Source organism: Vibrio splendidus 12E03 (assembly GCF_000272105.2).
GTDB classification, from domain to species: Bacteria; Pseudomonadota; Gammaproteobacteria; order Enterobacterales; family Vibrionaceae; genus Vibrio; species Vibrio splendidus_I.
This window is the reverse complement of record NZ_AJZD02000010.1, coordinates 35069-60801: the sequence shown is the minus strand read 5'-3', so window position 1 is coordinate 60801 and position 25733 is coordinate 35069. Positions and strand designations below refer to the sequence as shown.

Below are 25733 nucleotides of genomic sequence, written 5' to 3'. Positions count from 1 at the left end.
CCAGAACCGTCACCACCAGAACCATCACCATCACCACCAGAACCGTCACCACCGCCAGTATCAGGTTTTTCTATGCCCTGCTCACAAGTAAAGGAATAGTTTTTACTGTCAGTACAAGAAGATTTCAGATTGGTCCAGTGGTTGGGATACTTAGCGGCACAAGATTCATTTTCTTGCATAACCAAGTTATTCCACGAAGAACTAGAGCAAAACGTATCTTTACAAACACCGTCAACAATAGTGTTGGGAAGCTCACATGCCGAACGACTAGCGCGGAAAGCTTGCATCTTAGAACCCGATTGAAAATGAATCATAAGATAAAAACCAGAACGGGATATATGAGAAATAGGTCGGTAACTGCCATTAGTTGAACTCTCCCCATTACAAATAGATGAAGAAGTATCAACAACCATTCCAGACTGAATACATGCCCAAGTGGTGGGCGTAAGGGATTGACCAACTCTAACAATTTCAGCACTAACAGAATGAGAATAAGCTAAGAACAAAACGAAAATGAATAATAATTTTTTCATCACACCATTCTCCTAATACAATCAGTCAAAACGAGAATGACGAAAATATATAAAAGGTCATTCATGGAAATATAAACAGGCATATAACCCCCAACAAGATCAAAAAAGGGAAGCGTTAGCCTCCCTATTCATCGTTAAGTAATAATCAAAGAATTAACCGAAGATTGCACCTTTAATCCACTTATAAACAACAGCAAGGCCAGCAAGGCCAATAAGAGCCTGACCTACTGAACCAATCGCCGCCGAACCATCAGTAGTAATAGCAGTTGTGGCAGCACTTACATCAATTGCAGCGTGTGAAATAGAAGATACAGAAGCAGCAGCCACACCTAGAGCAATAGACTTTTTATTCTTCTTTAAGAAAGAAATAACTTTTTTCATATTAAGACCTATATCCTAATTGTTGGAGAACCAACTTAATAACAAATACCAAACCATAAGCACCAGACACTGCACCAATAATTAAAGCAACATCTGATTTTGAAATTTGGTCACTAACAACTGTCAACTCGTTAGCTGTATAAAGACTAGTAAATTGACAGACACCATCAGCCGCTAATTGTTTAACAGCTAAATAACCATTCTCAGGGTTAACGCAAATCATTAGCGGCTAAATCCTATTTTTTCAATGAAACTTCAAAATGCTTTTTAATTTCATCGTCTACGGGAATTAACTTAGAAACCCAACTCTCATACACATCATCAGGGTTGGAACCGAAAACAAAGTTATATTCACGGTCAGGAACAAAAGCACCAGTAGATAACAAATCCTTAGCGTAAACAGGGTCAAGTTTAATAGGCTCCTTACCGTAAGGAACTTCAGTATCAAAACCGAACCCCTCTTTTTGGTACTTTTCTACATCCACATTATCAATGGGGCGTAAGATTACCAATTCATAAAAAGACTCATTATTCTTACTCAGTGGATATTGTTTGCGAGCAATTCCCATTACTTTGTCAGCCATATAAACCCCTTATAAGCTATTAACTAATTTTTGATGCATTGAAGTGAAAGATAAACTAGAGTCATCCCGCATCAAGGACGTTACTATTTTTTGGAAGTCACCGTTATAAAGCTCGTAAAGTGCATTAACAGTTCGTCCATATTGTCTTTTTGCCCAGTAAGCCGCCTGCAAAACATCACAGGCAAAGCGCTTTTTTGCTTTAAAAACCATACTTCTAGGCGTTACAGGCTTAGAAAAAAGAGACTTAGCGTAATCATTGAGACCTGAAAAATAGCCATCGATATCTAACAAAATATCAACAGAAACCTTTTTCAATTCGACCTCGCTTCGATACCAAACGAAACCGTCCTTATCTATCTTTTGCTCAAGCTTTTTGTTGTAAATACGCCAGTGAACAAGAGATTGCCTAGAGCCAATTCTTCTCATTTCGCAAGAAAATACTTTGTTTCCATCAGCGTCTATATGCCATTCATCGTCATTCTTAAATGTTGGAGAAATACCGCGCGAACGCTTGAAACCATCATCAAGGAATGCCAATTCAACGTTCTCACAAGTATGGATGCCGTCAAAATCATCAAAAGCTAAATCACAACGAGTTAACAACGTGACGTTGAGTATGTTAGATAGCCAATAGTGAACAAATTCACGGGAACGGTTAGTAAACAAATGCTTGCAACCATGACCGTTGATAGAAAAGTGAATGGTATCCCTTTGATTTGAACCACCATAACCAACTTTACCGAAATGGGTAGAACCATCTGGAGACTCAATATCAAAATGGTTTTCATAGAAGTTGAACTTAGCCCCCTCTTTTAAGACACCGACAGAGAAGCCCAAAACCTTATTCAGAAAGACTACAACGCACTCTTCAAAGTATTTTGTATAGACGCGATCACGATAATCATTGATTGATTCCAAATCATCGCCAGACCTTGCACGCATTGGAGGAAGTGCAGGAATAGCAGGAAAAGCGATACCAGAAAAAGGACCAGATTTAGTGCAATGGCGAAAATCAGGAAGACGAACAGTAAAGGCTAACCAATCGACAGAGGTGGACGTATTAAGATATTGAGATTCAACATCAACATTCAGCTTTTGACCATCAATGTACTCAGGATTTAATCTCTCAGCCTTACGACGATAAGCATTAGGTTTATGCTCATGCGTATAAGATTTACGTGCATGAACCTCTTTACTATCAACCTCTACCTGATTAACCACACCAGAACGACACGTAGGACAGACACAGTGAAAAAACGATGTGTAAATCTGTCCACAGTCAGAGCAAGCAAATTGTCGTTTTGGTGCGTTTTTCATAGTCAAAATCAAATAATATCTATTGCATGCGCGCATACTAACAATAAAATTTGCATAAAGTAAACACGCATGCGTGCATATGGGCATAAAATATTAGATAAAATAAAAGAAATGTCACAAAAGAGAAAAGATATGAAACGAGGCGATACAACAGTAAGGGTGAACGAAGATAGAAAAATGAAGTTGCAAAGGGGAGCAATAAAGGTAGGAAATCAAACAGGTCAGCTGTTAAAAATATCAGACATAGTAAACCACCTGATCGACAACTACAGCGAAGAAGCAATACAAGACTTGATACACAAAAAAACAGATTAGAAAACTTAACCATATGGAGGTGGAGGGAAATTTCGTAGACTCGCTAACGCTCAAACACTGCCGCGCTACGCTTGGAGATAGATGCCGCGCTGATGTTTAAAGGGAAAGTACCCCCGTAATACTAGACGGGGGTTTCACATCTCCGAACCTAGACCAAAGCCACCGCCCCGCGCTTCGCTTGCCTCGGTTTCGGTGGCTTTCTTTGATTGGTATGTCATTTTTTGACAAACTGGTATGTCATTAGATAACAAACTCGCTAGTGCAAGTATTATGCGTAGTTATGTTACGGGTTAACTTCTAACAACGATTCTCCTAACGAGCATCAAAAAGGCCGGACAAGCCGACCTCCTCATTGAGCATGTTACTCGCCCACGTTCTTATTCAGTTAAGCAAGCAAACCACTCAACATAACTCTGCTAATAATACGCAGTGGGATTGTTATGTAAACCCCAGATAGTAATGTCACTTTTGAGCTAGATTAAAATGTCACCTTTGTACTGGTTGCTGACTACATTTCATGTACCAGCTTCGGTTACTAAGGACTACTGAGATGTTGATTGCCATGAGTGAAAAAGAAATTAGTCGATTCAAAGTTATTCAAGACGTCTGTGAACATCGTTTGCGTCGTACTGATGCGGCAGAAATACTTTCGTTAAGTGAGCGGTTAATGAACAAACTACGTGAACATGGTGCGGCTAGTTTAACCCATGCTTCTAGAGGTAAACCCAGTAATCGGCGTTATTCTGACGAATATCGCAAAGAGATTCTTTCGACTATCCATAAACACTATTCTGATTTCTCGCCCACATTTGCACGTGAAAAGATCATAGAAAATCATAATTTAGCTATCTCGTTAGAGACACTTCGCCAATGGATGATTGCCGACAACCTTTGGATCCCGCACTCACAACGAAAACCTAGAGTCTATCAACCTCGTTACCGTCGAGACTGTCTTGGAGAATTGATTCAGATAGATGGCTCACATCATGACTGGTTTGAGGGCCGCAGCGACAAATGCTGCCTACTGGTGTTCATTGATGATGCGACTGGCCGCTTGATGAACCTAAGATTCAGCGAGACAGAATCCGCATTTTGATAGTAAGTCACAGTGCAACATAAATTCTATTCACCTCTGCCTGGACTATATTACCTTGTCTCATAACTGCGATAATGACACTTCTATTACCAACAAGTCTTTAAAATCTGATATTTAGGCTAGTTTTCAATTAGTTAGAGTATCTTTTGTTTGTTAACATATTTTGGAACTGAATAACTTATTATCTTAGAAGGCTTTACATGAAAATCAGTACAATCGCCCTATCGCTATTCACCGCTTTTTTTGGCATCAGCTCGCAGGCACTTGCTAATGAAAACGAAAAATCACCCAGAGAGCATGGCCATTTTTATGTTGGTGTTGATATCGGCTTTTATAATGAAACTGAATTAGAATATCGTGGCAGCGTCATTGAAGATTCATCTGATCTATCAGACTTTAGCTATAACTTGGTTGGAGGCTACGAGTTCAATACACACGATGTCGTCAAACTGGGACTAGAGGCAGAGTACCGAAAAATCGGAAAAGTTAACTATAACGACTTAATGGATATTGAAAGCCAAGCTTTCTTCGTAAACATTAAACCAAAATTTATTGTTAAAGGTGACGTCTTAGATCTGTATGTATCTTTATTAGCCGGTGTTGGCTCTATGGATATCGAAGCGAAAGCTTTTGGAGTATCAGACTCTAAGTCTGAAGCAGCCTACCAAGTTGGTGCTGAACTTGGTGCTATAGTAACAGACAACATCGACATCCATATTGGTTACCGCTATGCAAACGTTGAAATAGAATCCATCGATGTATCACCCCAAACCGCTTACCTAGGTGCAAGGTACCACTTCTAAACTTGATTCACTCGTAGGCTCAATGCTACTAAAGCCGTCCTTTTAAAGCTCGGCTTTAATTTTGATCACCTATTTCCCTACTCGGCCTCTACTTTAACAAGACAATTCAACCATAAATAACGTTACGTTGTATCTTATGTGAAAAGTTACAACTTAAAAGCTTTGCCTTAACGAAAAATAAACCACTTTAACAGGCTACTATTTCGTGTTTAAATTTTGATCTATCAAACAATTATATGAGTAAACTTGGTGATTAAGCAATCAAATGCTATGCATTCAATCCTTAAAAATAAATTAAAGTGTTAACATCAGGCAATTTTGTAAACTAGGTGTTTGATATGTTGCCTAAACTTTATAAGTTCAGATCGCTCCACGACAGAAACATACAATCTATTTCCGAGTGTTCGTTGTGGTTTGATTACGCTAAAACTTTTAATAACCCTTTTGAGTCTAACCACGTATTCAACAGAGAGCTTCAACAAAACTTTAAGATCATGTGTTTCTCTCAGTCGAGCGACCACCCAATACTATGGTCGCAGTACGGTGACAACTTTAAAGGCATGTGTATCGAGTATGATCTCAACTGCTATAACGGCGAGGCCAATCTCAACTGTTTTGAAGTCCAGTATGAAGACGAACCGAATATGTTCCACCCGGTATCGTTAAGTGGTTTACAAACATCAAGACTGGGAGCTGAGATATTCAAAATTAAGCATTCTAATTGGTGCTACGAAAAGGAATACCGTTGGGTGCTATCTGATGAGGAAATGATCGGTAATAAGCTCTACCTTAATAGAGAATGCCTAAGCTCGGTGATTCTGTCAGAGCACGCTCCTGCCGACAGGAAGCTGAAAGTTCTGATGACTTGCCAGCGCCTTGGTATACCCGTTAAGCATGCAATTGCCAAGCAGGAGTCGTTTACATTCGAAGTGGTCTGTTAAACGGTATACAGCAAAATTTATATCAATAAGTCAGACACTTTCATTAAGTTACAGTGCAACGAAAAAGGGAGCCACATTTAATGTGGCTCCCTTTTTACATGTTCGTCGTCAGTTTTCCAGGCACTTTATCTTGCATCTGCTCAATCGTCGCTATAGACATTTGAACAGTTGAAAACCAATAAGGTCGGTGCTTAACGTTAAATAACTCACTATTCTCTAACGCTTCGAAAACAGAATACTTCCTACCTTGAGCCAAAGCTGCCCCATAAACCGTTCGCTCAAGTACAGGAATGTCATTCACTTCCTCTAGAAGTGCCCTCTTGATGAACTGGTTTCCAGGGCTCCAATCTATAAATTCAACGAGGTTTTTTAGTAGTTTAAGCTCTAACTGCTCGACCATCGCTTCGAGAAACTGTGTATTTGGCATCACCTCAGTACAAGCATAATATTCGTCATGTTTGTCACTTGCTTCACGATAACCAAGCATCGTTTTTACCAATGCGTCTTCAAACGTGGAAGAAAAGTGGTTACAAATTAGAAACAAAGGCAGAACTCGCAACACGCCAAGTAAAATTCCTACGTTTGGGTCTTTAACCGACGTTTCTTGAAGTCGAATTCGAGTCGCATTTGACGTCACGACCAAGTGCTGCCAAACCTTAGGTGTGATGTGTTTAATGTTGCCATCATTCCACTTGATCAGCTGTTGACTCATTAACAATGGGAACAATAAACGACAATTTTCAATACCTATCTGTCGTGCTGCAATTTTTGGATCGAGAATCACCTTAGATTTCTTTCCATATTTATCTGCAAACTCTTGATTGGAAACAAACTCGATTAAACTTGAGCTCAATGGCCTACTTTTCGCGGATATTTTATGGAGTTTGGAAAAGTTTAAAGATGGCGAATACGCAACACTAGCGAATTGATTGTAATCGGGTAAGTCTGAAAACAACGAACTTATTAAGGTACCTTGAAGCTTCTCAAGCATTAGCGCAGAAGCGGCATTGCTGACATCATCGATAACGTATCGTAAGGTTTGTTGCTTCGCGTCGACTTTCTCGCGATGAGCATTGACTCTATCCTGCTCGCAGCGCAATAAAATACGTTGGTTGTGAGATATGCGGTCAGATTCATCAAATATGACGCTATCACAATACCTATTTTCCAAACTTAGTAACGTGTCTACTGTAGATTGTGCGAGCTTATATTCAGGTGAGATTAACCATCGATTAAAGCGAGCTTCAACATTGATTGAGACCTTCCTTGAGATCTCAACGACTTCAGGGGTATAACTTTTATTTGCTAACAACAACCGTGACTTTCCTTTGCCGTAAATGCTCTTGTATCGGCATATCCTGCCTTTATAACAAAACTAATATTAATAGAAATTAGAGATTGGTTCACGAAATTGTTTCAATAAAATTAAGGATATTTAGTTATAGTGCGTTGAGAGTGGCTAGTGTGTGATATGTAGCCGGATATACTTTTCTGGAAAGCTGTATTTGAACCTTTTCTTCGTCGGTAGATTTTTTTTTGCCTGCTTGCAAATTTTACTATCTCCAGACGTTCTCACCTTTTTGATTCTTGCGTAACCTTTAGAGTGCTTCATCTCAATCATCAGATCGCAATAACCCTCGAAATCAACATTACTCTTGTTGAGCCCTTTCATGACGGTGACTTTTATCTTTTTGGCTACAGGATTAACCAATGCATCGTCGGGAAAAGCGACTGGGGATAAAAAACATAATAGTAATACTAGGTATCTCATACTGCTCTCTCTTTGTTGAGGGTGAGAACAGTATGCGGAGATTTAAGAGAAATGAAGGATTAACTTAGTATGAAGATTGACTAGCTAGCGCGTAACTCTACGATTACGCTTTCTTTGAGCCTTTAGACTTAAAACCATTATGCGGGAACACGTTACGAATACGTTGCTGTACGTTTTTAGGCACATCTTTAGTGAACTTGAGATTGTAGCCAGAACGTTTTGCATACACTTTTAGCTCACCTTTAAAGGTATTGTTATGACCAATCTCTTGAAGGTTATGCTTAAAGCTCGGTGGAAGATGCCCTTTAACTTGTTCGATCGCCCCGTCACTAAATTTAATTTTCAACACCGGTCGATCGACTGCTACTAACCAAAAAACTAATACCGCACCGATTAATATTACGTACATCATAATGTCACCACTACTGTTGATGGTTATTTATCGTCAGAAAGGAGCTTGCTTAAGTCTTCTTTGAGGCTAGTCACCGTCTTGCTGGCCTGCTCACTACGAGACGCTTCGCTAACCAAATACTCGATGGCATCTGAGAGCGTACAACCTAGCTCGTTCGCACGTTGAGATAGCTTTTCCCATACACGGTAATCAAGGTCGATTGATTTCTTCTTTGTATGAACTTGTTCAGCATTGAAGTGGCGTTTTCGCTTAGCTCTGATCGCTTGTTTAAGCTTGTTATCGAGCTCAGGAGACATGTTGTTAGATATCCACTCAAGGACACCTGTAGGTTGGTGTTCAAGCTTCAATAAGGCTTTAACAGCAACGTCAGCTTCACTTGAGTCTATGTGGCAGGTGATCGACTCGCCTTCTTTCCATTTTTTGACCAGATAGTTCCATTTCCAACCACATTCCAAGTTTTCAAGTTGCTGATATTTCATGTCTAATCTCGAGAGTTAATCCTAGTGACAGCGTAACCCAAAATAGGCTATTTAACAATTATGATCTTGAAAGAATAGACCAAGATCATACTTATATTAGCTTAGTGATTAGTAACTACAACATAGAGCTACAAGCGAGATCGGTTTTTCTATATACTCCCTACCTCATTATCATAATCAGAAACTTAAATGACTCAAGTAGATTGGCGACATGTTACGCCTCAGTACGACGAATATAGCGCTCAATTAGAGCAATTCCCTGACATCTCGCCTTTCCCGTTTTCAGATATTCAACATAGATTCAAAGATGCGCTAACCCGCTTTGTCCGTTTGTCTAACCTTTCGCGTGTTTTACTTGTAAACGCTCCAGACAATTCGATCTATCGTCAAATGATTGTTGAATCTCTAGTCACTGCTTTAGATGATCACACTCTACCGGTTATAAAAACTGAGTCTTTAAATGCTGTCTCTCTGTTTGACCAAGTTCAATCAAAAGACGGTAAGGTTGTAGCGACAAAGCCCGGCCTACTGGCTAGAGCAAACAACGGCTATCTGATCGTTTCAGCAAACTTGATCTTGGCCAACCCAGGAAGCTGGTTACTGCTTAAATCAGCACTGCTTGGTGAAGCCGTAGAACCAATCAGCAGTAATCCAGAGCACTTGAACCAGTCCCCGACTTTGCCTTTGACTTACAACATTAAGTTGATTGTGGTTGGAGACAGAGCTCAACTAGGTGACCTTGATTACCTGGACAGCGATATTCAAACCGGTTTTTGCCTATTTAGCGAAATTGAACAAGATATCAAGCTCTCTGAAGAGACTTTGACTCAATATCTTGGTTACCTTAAGTGGCTTCAACTACGCTATGAATTGCCAACCATCACGCAACAAGCGTTGACGGGCATTCTTACTGCCGGAGCAAGAGAGACTGAAGATCAGAGCTATATTCCATTATGCCCTATTTGGCACAATGCGTTATTGAACGAAGCTCTTATTGAAGCCGACAATGGTGAGATTGATATTCACCATATCCAACAAGCTCAACAGCACAAATACAACCGTGAATCGTACTTACCAGAACGCGCTCTGGATGACATTCGAGATGGCCAAGTCATTATCGAAACCGAGGGTGAACAAGTTGGCCAAGTTAATGGCCTGACGGTTATCGATGTTCCCGGACACCCGATCTCTTATGGTGAACCTGCTCGAATTTCCTGCGTTATTCACTTTGGTGATGGTGATATTGCCGACGTTGAGCGCAAAGCCGAGTTAGGTGGTAATCTTCATGCTAAAGGTATGATGATCATGCAAGCATTTGTGAGCAGCGCACTAAACCTAGAAGATCCGTTGCCATACGCAGCTTCTGTGGTGTTTGAACAGTCGTATTGTGAAGTTGATGGCGATAGCGCTTCTCTTGCTGAACTGTGCTCTCTAGTGAGTGCGCTTTCTGAGTACCCTATCAATCAGCATATTGCGGTAACAGGGGCTGTCGATCAGTTTGGTCGTGTACAAGCGGTTGGTGGGTTAAACGAGAAAATCGAAGGATTCTATCATGTGTGTAAGCACAATGGCTTAACCGGCGAGCAAGGCGTGATCCTTCCAAAATCTAACTTAAGGCATCTGGCTCTTAAACCTGACCTTATTGAAAGCATCAAAAATGAAGAATTCCATATTTGGTCTGTGTCTAATGTAGATGAAGCGATTCCTCTGATTATGAACAAACCATTTAGAGACGATGAACAAGAAAGCGTTCTGAGTAAAATCGCGGAACGTATTGAAAACTTTGAAAGACATGAGCACCCTATTGGAATTGTTGGACGCATCAAAAACTGGTTTGTCTAGTACTGATCGGACTTGTTTAGCGTACACCTGTTCACTAATATGCACCTATCAAAAATCGGAGTAATTGATAATGCAAAACAAACGTGATTCTTACACTCGCGAAGATCTTCTAGCATCAAGCCAAGGCGAACTATGGCCAGAAGGTCCTCAACTACCAGCACCGAACATGTTGATGATGGATCGCATCACTAAAATGTCTGAAACTGAAGGTGATTTCGGTAAAGGTTTGATTCTTGCTGAACTGGATATTACTCCTGACCTATGGTTCTTCGACTGTCACTTCCCTGGTGATCCAGTAATGCCTGGTTGTCTAGGCCTTGACGCAATGTGGCAGCTTGTTGGCTTCTACCTTGGTTGGGTTGGCGGCAAAGGTAAAGGCCGAGCTTTAGGTGTAGGCGAAGTGAAATTCACAGGTCAAATTCTACCTACAGCGAAAAAAGTAACTTACGAGATCCACATGAAGCGTGTTGTTAACCGTCGCCTAGTTATGGGCCTTGCTGATGGTCGCGTACTTGTTGATGGTAAAGAGATCTATGTTGCTAAAGACTTGAAAGTTGGCCTTTTCCAAGATACGTCAGCGTTCTAATCGGCTTGATGTATTTTAATAAAGCAGCCTTTGGCTGCTTTATTTTTGCTCCAATAAAATCAGTTATAGTGCATCAGGATACCTAGACCTAAATATGAAATAAGTTAAATCCACCAGCAAAACGCTCTTGTGATAGCGAAACTATAATACTTTATAGCTCTGGGGAGCTTAACACTCGTCTGAAACTAACAAGGCTCCAATGTTTCAATCAACAATGGAGCCTTGACCTTGAATTCTTTGCGCCCTATCTATTTATAGAGTCCTGCATTTTTATCATCTTTGGCATCACGCCAACCACCTAACCAATAAGACCGAGAATCCATTTGGCTGTATGGGCAAGCTTCTTGCGACCTACCATTTAAACCAGCTTTGTAGCCTTGAGATTGTGCTCGTTCTAGTCGATCACGCTTTTGTCTCTTCATAGTGCAGTCCTCATACGGGTGTTGATTTACTAACATACAATGATTACAACTTAGCGGAGTTTTTGTGACTCCAACTTTAAGGATCGATCAGATTTTCACTTTTCTCAAGGCGAAAAAAAGCCCGAGTTCAGAATTGTGAACTCGGGCTCAAGAGATAAATTATTTAAATTTTCTACGGAACCCTAACAGACCAAGCACAGTCAAAGTTAACCAACCTAGGCTACCGCCTTGACGATCAACTTTCTCTGAGTCGGCACTACGAGTTTGGATATCAGCTTTAGTTGCACCGGCAATTGGCACAAGCTTAACTGCAACAACCTCTTCTACCGCGTTAGATGACGCGCCACCACAGTATGAATTGTGAGACGTTGTGTCATACGGTTGAGTCGTTCCTCCAACTGTACATTTGATAGCAGTAGCAGAGATCACACCAGCATCGTTAATGTCAGTAGCATCAATAATTCGGAACTTGTTGTTCTCTCCGGAAACATTACCATCATTTGTTAGATCATCTAACCACCAAGCCTGACCGTTAAAGATGTCTACACGACGAGCTTCAGTTGATGAAGACACGTTATAAGGATATATAAAGCCTCTGTGTCTTCTTTCACTACCATCAACCTCACGAGTGGTTTCTGCATCTATTTGGCCAACAAACTCATTAAAGTTGTTAACTGCTTTAGCTTCACCGCTCGAACCACCAAAGAAGATACCACCAGACAAGTACGTTGCTGTTGGGTTTTTGGCATCGGTTACAACGAAAGGCTTATTACCTGCACTACCACTCTCTGGTACATAACCATTACGCTTAGAATAACCAACAGCGAACAAATTATCGTTGATGTCAGTCGCTACAGAGTTACTGTATCTAGCATCGTCGTTAGACGAGCCTGACTTAACCTCTGCACCGCTAATCTGTGTAGTCGTCCATGTTGCACCAGTAAGATCTAATGAGTCACTCACAAAAACACTGGCGTTCATGTCTTGTAGGTCACCATTACCATCTGCAGTATTATAGCCAACACCGTAAAAACCAGAACCTGATTCAACGATTGAACGCATACTGCCTTGAGCAAAGTAATCACCTTGTTTAGCGTCACCGCTGCGAATCCAATCGATTTCTTTGGTCGTAGTACCGTCCCAGATCGCCGCTTTAGAAGCATAGGCCTTATCTGGTTCTGATGTATCAGTCGGAACAAACTCTTCAGAGACACTACCTACATTGTAAACTTTGCCGTTACTCGCTTTTATCGCACGCCACGCACGAGTTTCCGAAGTACCATCTGGAGCAACGGAGTCGGTGTGAAGCGCATTATTACGGATACCACCTTCAGATTTTACCCCCAAAGGTTCAACTTCTGTCGCAGATTTGGCATACAGTGAGTTAATGACAGTATTTCGACTAGTAAATGTATCACCACCTTCTACAAATGCTTTTGCATTGACGTAAGTAAGGTCATTTCTTTCCTTACTCCAAGTATCATTCCAACGGTTTTGCGCCCAACTCTCACATGTAGAGTATCTTAGCTCTCTATAACAATAGTTTTCGAAATCATCGAACTCTTGGATATATTGAAACGGAGCATCCATCGCGAATGGGACTTCTTCACGATAACTTACCGCTTCGACAGTATTACGAGTTTCGCCAGCCAATTTGAAGCTATCACACGCAACACCACCAACAGTACCTGTCGTAAAGCAACTCTCGGTTCCAGAAACCGTTGCTGGCTGAATAGCCACACCGAATATCTCTGACGCGCCTGTAATCGAAGGAGTAACTTCTACTACCTTATAAAGCGCAGCATTCGCATTAGTTGCAGCAAAAACTAATGCTGCAACTGTTGTTAATTTAAATTTAGTACAAGTCATTATTACTTCTTAACTTTCCTGTTGTAGTGCCTCGAGCTCTTCCCAGCGCTCAAAAGCAACTTCAAGCTCCTGCTCTACTGCAGATAGCTTATCTAATACTGGTTGTGTCTGCTCTACAGATTTTGAAAAGAAGTTTGGGTCGTTAACTTCTTCCTGAAGAGTTTCAATTTGAGTTTCCAATTCTTCTAAATGTATTGGTAGCGCTTCTAGTTCTCGTTGTAGCTTATACGATAACTTCTTAGGTTTAGCCTTAACTGGCGCAGTTTTGGGAGTTTCCTCAACTACTTTCGCCGGCTTTGATGGCTTTTCAACCTGTCGGTACTCTAATGCTTGCTTTCTTTGCTGCTGAGCATCGTGATAGCCACCAACAAATTCTTCAATCACACCGTTACCTTCGAAGATCCAACTTGTCATAACCGTGTTATCAACAAACTGACGATCGTGGCTCACTAAAAGAAGCGTACCCTGATAGTTGGCAAGCAAATCTTCTAAAAGTTCCAAAGTTTCGATATCTAGATCGTTGGTTGGTTCATCAAGAATCAATAAGTTGTTCGACTTAAGGAAAATACGAGCTAATAACAGACGGTTTTTCTCACCACCAGATAATGCCTTAACAGGCGTACGAGCACGTTTTGGAGAGAATAAGAAATCTTGCAAGTAGCTTAGCGCATGACGCTCACGGCCGCCTACAGTGACTTCTTGCTTACCATCCGCTAGGTTATCAATTACAGACTTCTCAGGGTCAAGGATTTCACGGTATTGGTCGAAGTAAGCCACTTCAAGTTTAGTACCGCAATGCAGACGACCTGAATCAGGTTTAAGCTGGTCAAGAAGCAGCTTGAGTACCGTACTCTTACCACAACCGTTAGGACCAATCAGAGCGATACGATCGCCACGCATAATGTTGAAGCTGAAGTCTTTAACAATCTCTTTGCCTTCGAAGCCAAAGTTAATGTTCTCAGCTTCAAATACAATCTTGCCTGAACGCTGGCCATCGTCGATTTGGATAACTGCTTTGCCTTGTACTTCACGACGGTTCAAGCGTTCTTCACGTAGCTTCTTAAGCGCACGTACACGGCCTTCGTTACGAGTTCGACGAGCTTTAATACCCTGACGAATCCATACTTCTTCCTGAGCGAGCTTTTTATCAAATTCAGCGTTCTGCATCTCTTCAACACGAAGCGCTTCTTCTTTTTCAACTAGGTAGTTTTCGTAATCACCTGGGAAAGAGCTCAACTTACCGCGATCAAGATCGACGATACGTGTTGCCATCGACTTAATAAACGCACGGTCGTGCGAGATAAAGATGATGGAACCACGGAAGTCTTTCAGGAAGCCTTCTAACCATTCAATGGTTGCAACGTCCAGGTGGTTAGTCGGTTCGTCTAGTAGAAGCACGTCAGGGTCACACACAAGTGCACGAGCAAGCGCCGCTTTACGTTGCCAACCACCAGATAAATCAGTCAGCTTTGTTTCAGCTGTCAGCTTAAGTGCAGCCAATACGTTGCTTACGCGATCTTCAAAGCGCCATGCGTTCGCATGATCCAACTGCTCTTGAACGCGAGTAAGACGGTTTAAGTTCTTTTCACTTGGGTCAGTACCGATGAGATCCAGAAGATCATGGTAGATCTTCAACTGTTCGCCGATTTCCGCTAGGCCACCAGCAACGTAATCATAAACGGTGCCTTCTTCATTACGCGGTGGATCTTGCTCAAGGCGAGATACAACCACATCTTGTGTGATTTGCATCTTGCCGTCGTCCATGATGATGTTCCCAGACAGGATTTTCATCAATGTAGACTTACCAGCGCCATTGCGCCCTACTAAACATACACGTTCGTTTTCTTGCAGTGCAAAGTCTGCACGATCTAATAACGGGTGATCGCCAAACGCTAATTGCCCATTATGAATTGTAAGTAATGCCATTCTTCTTTAACCAATCATTAAGTTCTAACAAGCCAAATGGCCAGTTAAGCTCTGAGCTTTGAGAAAGATCAGAGCTTTCAAATTTGAGCACCGGAATAGTGACCCCGTAACGGGAAAAGAGCTCATCATCGAATGCAATGTCGACAACGTTGACGTGATGGCTAATATTTAACTGTTCCGTGAGTTGGAATGCCATCTCACATAGATGGCACCCTTCTGTACTGTAGAGAGTCAGCACGCTATATCCTTATACAATCTCTTAATTACTTATGTGTAATCAACCAGCAGTTATGAATGTGCTTATTGCGAGAGAAGTCTAATGGAAGTGTCTTAGCAGAGATATTCTGAGCCTTAAGACCTAACGCTTCTAGACCTTCTAGATCCATTTTAAAGTGACGTTTGTTGTTAGAGAACACAATCGTACCTTCTTCACGAAGAAGACGCTTAAGGTTTTCCATCAACTGAATGTGATCACGTTGAACATCGAAAGATTGATCCATACGTTTAGAGTTTGAGAACGTAGGTGGATCAATAAAGATCAGATCGTAAGAACCCTGCTCTTTAACCAACCACTGTAAGCAGTCAGCTTGCACAAACTGATGTTGACGACCAACACGGCCATTAAGCTCCATGTTCTGTTTTGCCCACTCAAGGTAGGTATTAGACATATCAACCGTTGTTGTAGAACGAGCGCCACCGACAGCAGCATGAACAGAGGCACTACCTGTGTAAGCGAACAGGTTTAGGAAATCTTTACCTGCAGCCATCTCACCGATACGACAACGAGTGATCTTATGATCTAGGAACAAGCCTGTATCTAAGTAATCATGAAGATTAACAATCAGCTTAACGCCGTATTCGTTCACTTCTAGGTTAGATGAGTCTTGAGCCATCTTCTGGTATTGAGAACGGCCTTTCTGCTTCTGACGAACTTTAAGCACAACGTTGTTTGCTTCAACGCCTGTTACTTGGATAGAAGCACGGATGATATCGGTTAAGCGACGTTTTGCCTTCTCTTCCGGTACATCTTTAGGCGCTGCGTATTCTTGAATCACAAGGTGACCTGGGTATACGTCAATCGCTACATTGTATTCTGGTAAGTCTGCATCGTAGATACGGTAACAATCTAATTGCTCTTTCTTAGCCCACTTGCCAATTTTACCGATGTTCTTTTTAAGACGGTTTGCAAAGTCAGGAGCAATCAGCTGTTCTTGCTCGCCCGCTGGACGTTCTGACATCGGACGATCTGAAATTGAGTAATTTTTTTGGTGACACGGTAACGCACCATTATTCAATTTGAACTGTTTGTCTGCACGCATGCGTAAGCAGCTAAGTAGTTCGTCTGAACTAGAGAAGATAGACGCGTTACAACCGCCAAATTCAGCTTTAAGCTGTGCGCCGAATGCCGTGTACAGTGCAATTAGGCCAGGCTCTGTACCTAAACGTTCACCATAAGGTGGGTTAGAAACAATAACACCATCAGCAAATTCTGTAGGTCGTTTAAGCTTTGCAGCGTCACCTACTTCGAATTCAATCAACTCTTCAACACCAGCACGACGAGCATTGTCACGTGCTGTTTTGATCATGCGCTCATCATTATCATAACCATAGAACTTACATTCTACTTTCTTAACGCCACGACGACCTTGAACGTTCGCTTCAGCTTTAACTTCAGCCCAAAGCTCTGGTTCGAAATCTTCTAGTGATTCAAAACACCACTTCTGGCGTTTAACACCAGGAGCCATGTTTGCAGCCATCATTGCCGCTTCAATCACTAACGTACCTGAACCACACATAGGGTCTAAGAATGGTTTAGTTGCATCCCAACCACTACGAAGAAGAATCGCTGCAGCAAGCGTTTCACGCAGAGGTGCGCGACCTGATTCAGGACGATAACCACGTTGGTGAAGACCGCTTCCCACCATATCAACACCAAGAATCGCTTTATCACGGTGTAGACGAACGTGAATACGAACATCTGGGTTCTCTTTGCTGATAGAAGGACGAGGCAAAGACTTCTTCTCGAAGCAATCAACAACGGCATCTTTTACTTTCATCGCACCGTATTGGCTGTTACGGATTTCGTTGTTCGTACCATTAAAGTCAACAACGAAACGCTTAGAGCTATGGAATTGATTTACCCAGTTAACCGCAGTTGTTGATAGGTACAAATCCATGTCATCCATACAAGTGAATTCAGAAAGGACACGTACAAATCGAGAAGCCAAACGGCTCCACAAACAACAACGATAAATTTGCTCATTGGTCGCTTTGAATTTAACACCTGCTTGAACAGGTTTTGCGTTTGTAATCCCTAGTTGGGTTAGTTCTTCAACTAATAAATTCTCAAGGCCGTTTGAGGTAACCGCTAGATATTGATTCATAGTGTTCTTTTATTGATAAAAATGAGTTCGATTATACCTGAATTTGTAACTAGAGCATCACACTAAACGCGTCTTTTCATTGAATCTTTCGACTAACTGGCTAGCAAATGCACAGTCTTGAAGCGATCGCTTACCCACATCCCCTTAGAACACAAGACCTATCGAACCAACTCCATTTCTGACCATTTGTTAACCAAAACAGCAATGTGAATTTATATTCACCTTTAAATTGGTATATACCAAAAGGGGTTTATGGGTGAAATTTAGCTACAAAAGACCAAAAACAGGGAATAAAGATGGACAAATTACACTTCTAGCGATGAAAACAGGCTGAAATTAAGGCGAAAAAATAGTCGTAAGTTCACTATTTAAATAGTTAAGCAGTGATGTATTTATCAGGATGAGGTTTTTTAGGCACAAAAAAATCGGCTATTGAGCCGATTTTGGGGAAGGTTTGACAGGTTTACGCGTTGCGATGTGTGTGAGAAATGATGGACTGAATAGAAGGCTAACCGACCATCGCAATGTGCGTTTGATGAAGAATAGCGTTCGCGTCTATCATTCTATCGTGCATGACCTTAATCGAGTCGCCAAAGCGTAACCCTTTTGAAGGTGTAAGCAGAAACTCTTCTAGGTCGACAAATGCACATAGGCTCGCGCACTCTCCCACTTCTAATACAATGAAATACCCTAAGCTATGCTCGTTATTCATTTGTACGATATCCCCTTCTTGAGGATATTCATGCCCAGCGCCCTGTGAGTCGAAGAACCAACTCTTAGGCTGTACAGGCTTATGGAAGCGTTTTGCTGCCACACAATAAAGCGCGAGTTCAGCTTGGCGAGGCTCAGACAGTTCTAAGCCAGAAATTTGTTCTTTGAAGGTTTGGTATGAAGATGCGTCATCAACGGTGAATTCATTATCTCTAAACGCGCAGTCCACCAGCTTATTGCGGACCAGATTCGTTTTGAAAATCATATCCTCTCCGAGGTTTAGCATTAATGAACATTGCTGCTCATCGTAATACCAACTCCATGTATCGCTAGGTTTAAGCATCATTTCGTCTCACACTGTTGAACCATTCCATTAGGTAAAACGCAAAATTACCTTCAATTACAGTAATTTTACTGAGCAATAGGCAAAAAAAAAGAGGAAATGAATTCCTCTTTCTTATCGCTTTTCTCTACAACTCAGTGAGTTACAGTGTCTCTTTTAGTAAGACGATGTCAGATTTCCGCTTTTCAAGAATAAAAGCAATTTACAGCTTATAAATTTTTAACGATGTCGCCAACTAGACCTGGACCTTTGTAGATGAAACCAGAGTAAACTTGTACAAGCTTCGCGCCTGCCATCATTTTCTCTTTTGCAGCAACATACGAGTCAACACCACCTACTCCAATGATCGGCAGTTTGTCACCAAGCTCTTCGTGAAGTTTGCGAACTACTTCAGTGCTGCGAGATTGAACTGGACGTCCACTTAGGCCACCCGCTTCATCGCAATGTTTCATACCTTCAACGATTGAACGATCCAATGTTGTATTTGTTGCGATCACACCATCGATCTTATTTTTGATCAATGATTCACAAATTTGGCGAATTTCGTCGTCGCTTAGATCCGGAGCAATCTTAAGAGCAAGAGGCACATATTTACCATGCTTCTCTTCCAGTTCAGATTGTTTGGTTTTAAGTTCAGACAACAGATCGTCTAGAGCTTCGCCGTATTGTAGAGAACGAAGTCCTGGAGTATTTGGTGATGAGATGTTCACAGCAATGTAACCAGCGTATTGATATACCTTCTCCATACAGATCAAGTAATCTTCAGCGCCCTTTTCAATTGGTGTGTCTTTGTTCTTACCGATGTTGATGCCTAAGATGCCATCGTAGTTCGACTTCTTAACATTCTCAACAAGGTTGTCGACGCCTAGGTTGTTAAAGCCCATACGGTTGATGATACCTTCAGCTTCAACAAGACGGAATAAACGAGGTTTGTCGTTACCCGCTTGTGGACGTGGAGTCACTGTGCCTACTTCTACGAAACCAAAACCCATTGCGCCAAATGCATCAATACATTCGCCGTTTTTATCTAGGCCGGCTGCAAGGCCAACTGGGTTTTTAAAAGTAAGACCCATGCACTCTACAGGTCGATGAGGTAATTGTTGGCGATACAAAAGATCAATTGGTGTGCCTGTGAAGCGTTTGAAATTTTGAATTGCAAGATCATGTGCCTTTTCGGCATCAAGTTGGAAAAAGCCAGTTCTGGCTAGACGGTAAAGCATTGTGCCTCCGATAGAAAAAAGCCCCGTGTAAACGGGGCGATATTATTTACTTATTTACCCAACTATTCAATCTATTACTGTCTGTAAGGGTAAGATAATCGAGTTTGCTAACGAATGAGGTTCATTATTAAGCAAACGTTATCGTTTCTTCAGGTTATTAACCCATTTCTAATCTCAACCTTAGTACAGCCACCAGCTCACTTAATAACAAGCAACTCACTCAACAACAAACAACGTGTGCGTCGAGATTGACCCTTCAAAAATCATTAGACCAATGGATCCCACTTTACCGAAACGAAAAAGGCAGACCTTGTGGCCTGCCCTTATATTTTTCGTTTTATCTAGTGACTAGTCTTTCGACATGCAGTTTAGATTCAACAACATCAATTCACGTAACGCCACTGAGAACTTAGCAAACTCATGAACAGAACCCACTTTGAATTCGTTCAAGATGCTCTCCCAACGATGTAGAGAAACAGAGTTACTTTCCATCCAGTCATCAAGCGCTTTAATCACATCGATGTCTGAAGCACAACCACAGTTAAGTACTTGGCCAGTTAACTGACGTTGTTGCCAATCCAGATCTTCTCTGAATGCAGCACGTGCCAGTGCTTGCCAGTTGTTGTCTACAGCTTGGCCATTGATTTGCTTCAAGAACCAGTGCAGTGACAAACGGTCACCAAGGTTGAAGTAAAGCTTAGACGCTTGTTGTACTGTTTTACCTGTTTCACGAGCCACTGTGGATATATCCAGTGCTGAGTACAGGCTAGACAAACGAGCCACTGAATTAGCCAGCTCAGCGTTTACACCTTGGTCAATCCATAGTTGAGCCATTGCTTGATGCTCTTCTACTTCTGAAGCTACTAGGTTTTCGTCCAGTTTTTCAGTAATCGCAGCCACATCACCTTGGTACAGTTCAATCAATGCGTTCACTGATTGCTTCCCAGTACGGTTTCTTAGTAACCAACGCGCTAGACGACGAAGCGTACGGCGCACATGGTAAAGCAATTCGTATTGAGCTTCAGAACTTGAGATGTTATCCAGTTCACGAATGCTCTTCAATACCTTACCTAGACCGTAGATCTCACGAGATGCTGCGTAAGCATTCGCAATATCAACAATGTTTGCACCCGTCTCTTCTTGCAAGCGAGTCACGAAATTACAACCCATCTCGTTAACCATTTGGTTCGCAAGTGCTGTAGCAATGATCTCTGCACGTAGTGGATGGTTATCCATGTGCTGGGAGTAGTTACGGCGTAACTCTGTTGGGAAGTATTGCATCAGTTGTTGAGCATGGAACTCATCATTCGCAATATCATCACTCACAAGATCTTCTTTTAGAACCATTTTACCGTAAGCGATCAATACTGATAGCTCAGGTCTTGTTAGTGCTTGGCCTTGTTTTTCACGCTCTAGCAGCGTTTCGTCATCTGGGATGTATTCCAAACCACGGTCTAAGTACCCTGCTTTTTCCATTGTGTGGATGAAACGGATTTGCTCTTTCACTAAGCCAACACCTTGATGCTCAGTAACAGAGATAGACTCAGCTTGGCAGTACGCATCATCTAGTACGATTTCGCCTACTTCATCTTCCATAGATTCTAGAACTTGGTTACGTTGCTTAACGGTTAGATCACCGTTAGACACCAAACCATTCAAGAATATCTTAATGTTAACTTCGTTATCCGAGCAATCTACACCACCAACGTTATCAACGAAGTCGGTATTCACTCGACCGCCCGTTAGAGCGTATTCAATACGACCCAATTGAGTCATACCCAAGTTACCGCCTTCACCAACAACCTTAGCTTTCAGGTCACGGCCATCAATACGTAGCACGTCATTTGCACGGTCACCCACATCAGTATGAGTCTCGCTAGAAGACTTAACGTAAGTACCAATACCACCATTCCAAAGTAGATCAACCTGCATAGACAAGATCGCTTTGATCAAGTCGTTTGGTGCCATAGAAGCTTTCTTAGTACCCAGCATTTTCTGAATTTCAGGTGTTAGGGAAATAGACTTCGCTCGACGAGAGAAAATACCACCACCTTGAGAAATCAGATCTTTATTGTAGTCTTCCCAGCTTGAGCGAGGCAGATTAAACAGACGATCACGCTCTACCCAACTTGACGCTGATTCTGGATTCGGGTCAATGAAGATGTGCATGTGGTTAAACGCAGCTTGTAAGCGAATGTGCTTTGATAGCAGCATACCGTTACCAAATACGTCACCCGCCATATCACCGACACCAATTGCAGTGAAGTCTGTGCTTTGACAGTTGATGCCCATTTCACGGAAGTGACGCTTAACCGATTCCCAACCACCTTTCGCCGTGATACCCATAGCTTTATGGTCGTAACCGTTAGAACCACCAGAGGCAAACGCGTCACCTAACCAAAAGTTGTACTCTTCAGCTACCGAGTTCGCTAGATCTGAGAATGTCGCGGTACCTTTATCGGCAGCAACAACCAAGTACGGGTCATCTTCATCATGACGAACAACACTCTTAGGTGGGATAACCTCACCTTCAATGATGTTGTCTGATACGTCTAGTAAGGCACGGATAAAGCGCTTGTAACAACGTTGACCTTCCGCGAAGATCTCATCTCGGCCAGACATAGTGTGCTGACGCTTACAAACGAAACCACCTTTAGCACCAACTGGAACGATAACCGTGTTCTTAACTTGTTGCGCTTTAACTAAACCTAGAATCTCAGTGCGGAAGTCCTCTTGACGGTCTGACCAACGTAAACCACCACGTGCTACTTTACCGCCACGTAGGTGCACACCCTCAATATCTGGTGCGTAAACGAAGATCTCAAACGCTGGAACCGGCGCAGGGATATCTGGAATCTCGCTTGGTCTCATTTTCAGAGCCAGCCAAGGCTTAGACTGCTTGTTTTCATCAACTTGGTAGTAGTTGGTACGAAGCGTTGCAGTGATCATTTCCATGTAGCGACGAATGATACGATCATCATCCAAGCTTTCTACATGATCCAACTGTTCAGTGATCTTCTTGATAAGATCTTGCTGGCCTTTCGCGCTGCCCTTTAGTTTAGGATCAAAACGCTTGCCGAATAAGCTCACTAGCCCTTTTGCTAACTCTGGGTAATGAGACAATGTGTCTTCAATGTATTGTTGGCTGAATGGGAAACCCACTTGACGCATGTAACGAGCATAAGCACGTAAGATTGAGATTTCGCGGCCAGAAAGACCAGCGCCAAGTACCAAACGGTTGAAACCATCGCTGTCTAACTCGCCTGCCCAAATTGCCGCGAACGCTTGTTGGAAAAGATCGCGAGCTTCACGAAGATCAATGGTCTTATCGCTCTTGTGCAGCATAGAGAAATCAAGGATCCAATATGTCACACCGTTGGTTTTACCCACTTCATATGGAGATTCACCAATAACGCGTAGGCCAAAGTTTTCAAGCATTGGCATAACATCAGAAAGGTGAATTGGCTCATCACTGTGATAGAACAACTTCAAACGAACGGCTTTAGAATCTGCCGCTTCTTCTTGAGGGCGGTAGAAAAGCATACCCAGCTTGTTGTCTTCACTTAGTGCTTCTAAGCGTTCGATGTCAGCAACAGCCGAGCCTGGCATCATGTCTTCTTTGTACGAGCGTGGGAATGCACGCATGTACTCTTTCGATAATGGAAGCCCTTTGCTCTCACCGAAGTTTGCAATAATTGATTCAGACAGGCGGTCATCCCACGTAGACGATACTTCCATTAAATTTTGCTCAATTGTTTTCACGTCCACATCCATGTTGTTGTTATCAACACGAACAATATAGTGCGTTCTTGCTAGCGGACTTTCAGAGAAGTACGTTGTAAATTCAACCTCTTCTTCACAACCAAAGTACTGTTTCAAGATGCGTTGTGTTTGGCGGCGAAGCTCAGTGTTGTAACGATCTTTTGTTACATAAACCATGCAGCTAAAGAAACGACCAAACGGGTCTTTGCGAACGAATAAACGCAAAAGATCGCGATCTTGCATTTGCACTACGCCAGTACCCACTTCAAGTAAGTCTTCTTCTCGAGCTTGAAGCAGTTCATCACGTGGGTAGTTTTCAAGAATGTTGTGCAGTGCTTTGTAAGAGTATGACCCCTCGCGGTAACCACTCGCGTCTAAGATACGCTCTACTTTCTCGCGAACCAGAGGAATCGTTTCAACGGTTTGGTTATAAACGGCAGATGTGTAAAGACCAGTAAAGCGGTGCTCACCAATGACCTTACCGTTCTTATCGAACTTCTTAATACCAATGTAATCGTTGTAAGCTGGGCGGTGAATGCGTGAAGCCGTGTTGCCCTTGGTTACGATAAGCACATAAGGCTTTTTCGCTTCAAGACGTGCCGAATCAGAAAACTCAGATAGCTTAACGTTACGTACACGATCTGAGTTCGCAAACAAACCAAGACCTTGCTCCTTGGTCGGTTGCAGTTCAGTGTCGCCGTTAACTGAAACTAGGTCATATTCCTTATAACCCATGAATGTAAAGTTGTGTTCACCTAACCAACGAAGAAACGCCAACGTTTCATCAAAACGTTGGCCATCTACAGGAATGCTCTCTTTTTGCTTTTCTACTTGATTGGTTACTTCTTCAAGTCTTTCAACCATCTTCAACCAATCGTTCACAACTAAGCTAGTATCGGTAAAGATATCCAGTAGCTCCGTTTTAAGAGCTGTCATTTCAGCTTTACTGCTAAGACGGTCTACTTCGATATGGAAAAGCGATTGGAATGCACCTTCGTTATTGCTAACACCGACAACACTGCCCTTATCTGAGCGAGAGATTTGTGTTGGGTTATGAAGCATAAGGTGAGAAGAAAGGTCTAGGCGAGTAAGTGCCATTTTTACAGAATCAACAAGGAACGGACTGTCTGGAACGACTATCTCAACGATAGTATGAGTAGACTGCCAGCCTTGACGACTTACCGTCGGGTTGAAAACGCGTACAGAGATTTCGTCGGCTTTCTTTTCATTGATGTGATGCCATAAGCTAACTACAGCACCATATAAATCGGATTCGTTTCTCTGAGTCAGATCGTCGTGAGAAACGTTACTAAACAAGTGTTGAGCAAGTTGAGTTACGAGAGGTCGATGAGCAAGGTCAAGTTTGTCTTGAATCAGCTTGTAAACTTTTTCAAGTAAAACTGGAACCACAGTTTCACGTGCGGTCATAGTCACACTCCACAATTAGAATTATATTTTATTATTAGGGGGATCACTTAATCTGGTGTTTGAAACGTGCCGTTGAGCGCTTTTCTACTAACGAGTTAAGCAAAGGTAATGCATTCATTTATTGTAAAAGCATTATTGAAAAATAGTTAATTGTTTTGGAGGTGGTAAGAGGTGAAATGTTTGATTATGTGATTAAGATTCCTTTTAACTCACTAGGCACGCCAAGGTTTACAGAGCTTCCAACTTAATAAACTTATTTTTTTGGTCAGTTGTCAGCCTAAACTGCCCTCTAACCCCTATTTGTGTAAGAAATGGCCTGAATCGAGTTGCAGGTAACTGTAAACGTAAACCTGTTGTTGTTATCACTTGAACTTTACTTGCCGCACCAGAATAACTGGCCAAAAACTGCTGATATGAGATGTTAAGTTGGAAAATATAGCGATTCATACGATACCTGTATAAATATACAGTGCCAGTGTTTTTTGGCACTTAACGATGTCTGACTGTGAAACTTAGCTTGAAAACTTCTCTAGCTTATCGAAAATTCGATGAATCAGAAACAAAAAATCAGTGGCAGATATTCTCTACCACTGATGACTTTTCGTTAT

At 42.0% G+C, this 25733-nt stretch carries 23 protein-coding genes and 1 pseudogene; 6 read left to right on the top strand and 18 right to left on the bottom strand.

All coding sequences use genetic code 11. From position 1 onward, the window contains the following. From A142_RS01390 to A142_RS01370, 5 genes are all read right to left on the bottom strand, one after another. On the bottom strand, positions 1–533 hold a 533-nt coding region (locus tag A142_RS01390), incomplete at its 3' end, for a hypothetical protein (RefSeq protein WP_029405517.1). 153 nt (positions 534–686) lie between these two features. Next, positions 687–914 carry a major capsid protein gene (locus A142_RS01385; protein ID WP_019823280.1) on the bottom strand — a complete coding sequence of 76 codons (228 nt, stop codon included), beginning with the start codon at positions 912–914 and terminating at the stop codon, positions 687–689. Between the two features lies 1 nt (position 915). After that, positions 916–1137 carry a hypothetical protein gene (locus A142_RS01380; RefSeq protein WP_019823278.1) on the bottom strand — a complete coding sequence of 74 codons (222 nt, stop codon included), beginning with the start codon at positions 1135–1137 and terminating at the stop codon, positions 916–918. A 13-nt stretch (positions 1138–1150) separates the two neighbouring features. After that, on the bottom strand, positions 1151–1498 hold the full coding sequence (locus A142_RS01375) for a DUF1293 family protein (protein ID WP_019823276.1): 348 nt from the start codon (positions 1496–1498) through the stop codon (positions 1151–1153). A gap of 9 nt (positions 1499–1507) precedes the next feature. Further along, positions 1508–2815: a replication initiation factor domain-containing protein gene (locus A142_RS01370; protein ID WP_019823274.1), complete on the bottom strand. Its 1308-nt coding sequence runs from the start codon at positions 2813–2815 to the stop codon at positions 1508–1510. 69 nt (positions 2816–2884) lie between these two features. Here A142_RS01370 and A142_RS01365 point away from each other — a divergent pair, with 69 nt between their 5' ends. The 4 genes and pseudogenes from A142_RS01365 (at position 2885) to A142_RS01350 (ending at position 5970) form a co-directional block, all read left to right on the top strand. After that, on the top strand, positions 2885–3130 hold the full coding sequence (locus A142_RS01365; protein WP_019823272.1) for a hypothetical protein: 246 nt from the start codon (positions 2885–2887) through the stop codon (positions 3128–3130). A gap of 562 nt (positions 3131–3692) precedes the next feature. Then, positions 3693–4223, top strand: a pseudogene (locus A142_RS01360) (ISNCY family transposase); the annotation flags it as partial. Between the two features lie 203 nt (positions 4224–4426). After that, positions 4427–5029: a porin family protein gene (locus tag A142_RS01355; protein ID WP_019823269.1), complete on the top strand. Its 603-nt coding sequence runs from the start codon at positions 4427–4429 to the stop codon at positions 5027–5029. 338 nt (positions 5030–5367) lie between these two features. Beyond that, entirely contained in the window at positions 5368–5970 is a 603-nt protein-coding gene (locus tag A142_RS01350; protein WP_019823268.1) for a DUF2971 domain-containing protein, read from the top strand. A 94-nt stretch (positions 5971–6064) separates the two neighbouring features. Here A142_RS01350 and A142_RS01345 read toward each other — a convergent pair whose 3' ends face one another. The 4 genes from A142_RS01345 to matP form a co-directional block, all read right to left on the bottom strand. Next, a complete protein-coding gene (locus tag A142_RS01345) occupies positions 6065–7285 on the bottom strand; it encodes a hypothetical protein (protein WP_019823266.1) in 1221 nt (406 codons plus the stop codon). 144 nt (positions 7286–7429) lie between these two features. After that, complete coding sequence (locus A142_RS25355) at positions 7430–7741, bottom strand: hypothetical protein (protein WP_019823264.1); 312 nt, start codon at positions 7739–7741, stop codon at positions 7430–7432. A gap of 103 nt (positions 7742–7844) precedes the next feature. Further along, positions 7845–8153, bottom strand: a complete 309-nt coding sequence (locus tag A142_RS01335) for a DUF3634 family protein (RefSeq protein WP_017059672.1) — start codon at positions 8151–8153, stop codon at positions 7845–7847. Between the two features lie 23 nt (positions 8154–8176). After that, complete coding sequence (matP, locus tag A142_RS01330) at positions 8177–8632, bottom strand: macrodomain Ter protein MatP (protein ID WP_017059673.1); 456 nt, start codon at positions 8630–8632, stop codon at positions 8177–8179. A 189-nt stretch (positions 8633–8821) separates the two neighbouring features. Between matP and A142_RS01325 the strand changes: the two genes are divergently transcribed. After that, positions 8822–10474, top strand: coding sequence for an AAA family ATPase (locus tag A142_RS01325; RefSeq protein WP_019823261.1), 1653 nt, complete (start codon positions 8822–8824; stop codon positions 10472–10474). 70 nt (positions 10475–10544) lie between these two features. Continuing rightward, positions 10545–11060, top strand: a complete 516-nt coding sequence (gene fabA / locus A142_RS01320) for a bifunctional 3-hydroxydecanoyl-ACP dehydratase/trans-2-decenoyl-ACP isomerase (protein ID WP_010440782.1) — start codon at positions 10545–10547, stop codon at positions 11058–11060. Between the two features lie 248 nt (positions 11061–11308). Here the strand turns inward: fabA and rmf are convergent, their stop codons facing one another. The 9 genes from rmf to A142_RS01275 all read right to left on the bottom strand — a co-directional run bounded on the left by rmf (position 11309) and on the right by A142_RS01275 (position 25572). Then, positions 11309–11482 (bottom strand): ribosome modulation factor, encoded by a 174-nt coding sequence (gene rmf / locus A142_RS01315; RefSeq protein WP_016767713.1) that lies wholly within the window; start codon positions 11480–11482, stop codon positions 11309–11311. A gap of 159 nt (positions 11483–11641) precedes the next feature. Further along, complete coding sequence (locus A142_RS01310; protein ID WP_019823254.1) at positions 11642–13351, bottom strand: DUF3466 family protein; 1710 nt, start codon at positions 13349–13351, stop codon at positions 11642–11644. A 9-nt stretch (positions 13352–13360) separates the two neighbouring features. Continuing rightward, positions 13361–15277, bottom strand: coding sequence for an ABC transporter ATP-binding protein (locus tag A142_RS01305; RefSeq protein ID WP_019823253.1), 1917 nt, complete (start codon positions 15275–15277; stop codon positions 13361–13363). Continuing rightward, positions 15255–15515 (bottom strand): glutaredoxin family protein, encoded by a 261-nt coding sequence (locus A142_RS01300; RefSeq protein WP_019823251.1) that lies wholly within the window; start codon positions 15513–15515, stop codon positions 15255–15257. Before A142_RS01300 ends, A142_RS01305 begins: the two co-directional genes overlap by 23 nt. Positions 15516–15540: 25 nt before the next feature. Beyond that, entirely contained in the window at positions 15541–17661 is a 2121-nt protein-coding gene (gene rlmKL, locus A142_RS01295) for a bifunctional 23S rRNA (guanine(2069)-N(7))-methyltransferase RlmK/23S rRNA (guanine(2445)-N(2))-methyltransferase RlmL (RefSeq protein WP_019823249.1), read from the bottom strand. 508 nt (positions 17662–18169) lie between these two features. Next, positions 18170–18718 (bottom strand): cell division protein ZapC, encoded by a 549-nt coding sequence (locus A142_RS01290; protein ID WP_017059680.1) that lies wholly within the window; start codon positions 18716–18718, stop codon positions 18170–18172. Positions 18719–18924: 206 nt separating this feature from the next. Continuing rightward, positions 18925–19935, bottom strand: a complete 1011-nt coding sequence (gene pyrD, locus A142_RS01285) for a quinone-dependent dihydroorotate dehydrogenase (RefSeq protein ID WP_017063847.1) — start codon at positions 19933–19935, stop codon at positions 18925–18927. Positions 19936–20283: 348 nt separating this feature from the next. Further along, positions 20284–25125 (bottom strand): NAD-glutamate dehydrogenase, encoded by a 4842-nt coding sequence (locus A142_RS01280; RefSeq protein WP_019823248.1) that lies wholly within the window; start codon positions 25123–25125, stop codon positions 20284–20286. Between the two features lie 228 nt (positions 25126–25353). Beyond that, positions 25354–25572 carry a DUF2835 domain-containing protein gene (locus A142_RS01275; RefSeq protein ID WP_004733645.1) on the bottom strand — a complete coding sequence of 73 codons (219 nt, stop codon included), beginning with the start codon at positions 25570–25572 and terminating at the stop codon, positions 25354–25356. Between the last annotated feature and the right edge of the window lie 161 nt (positions 25573–25733).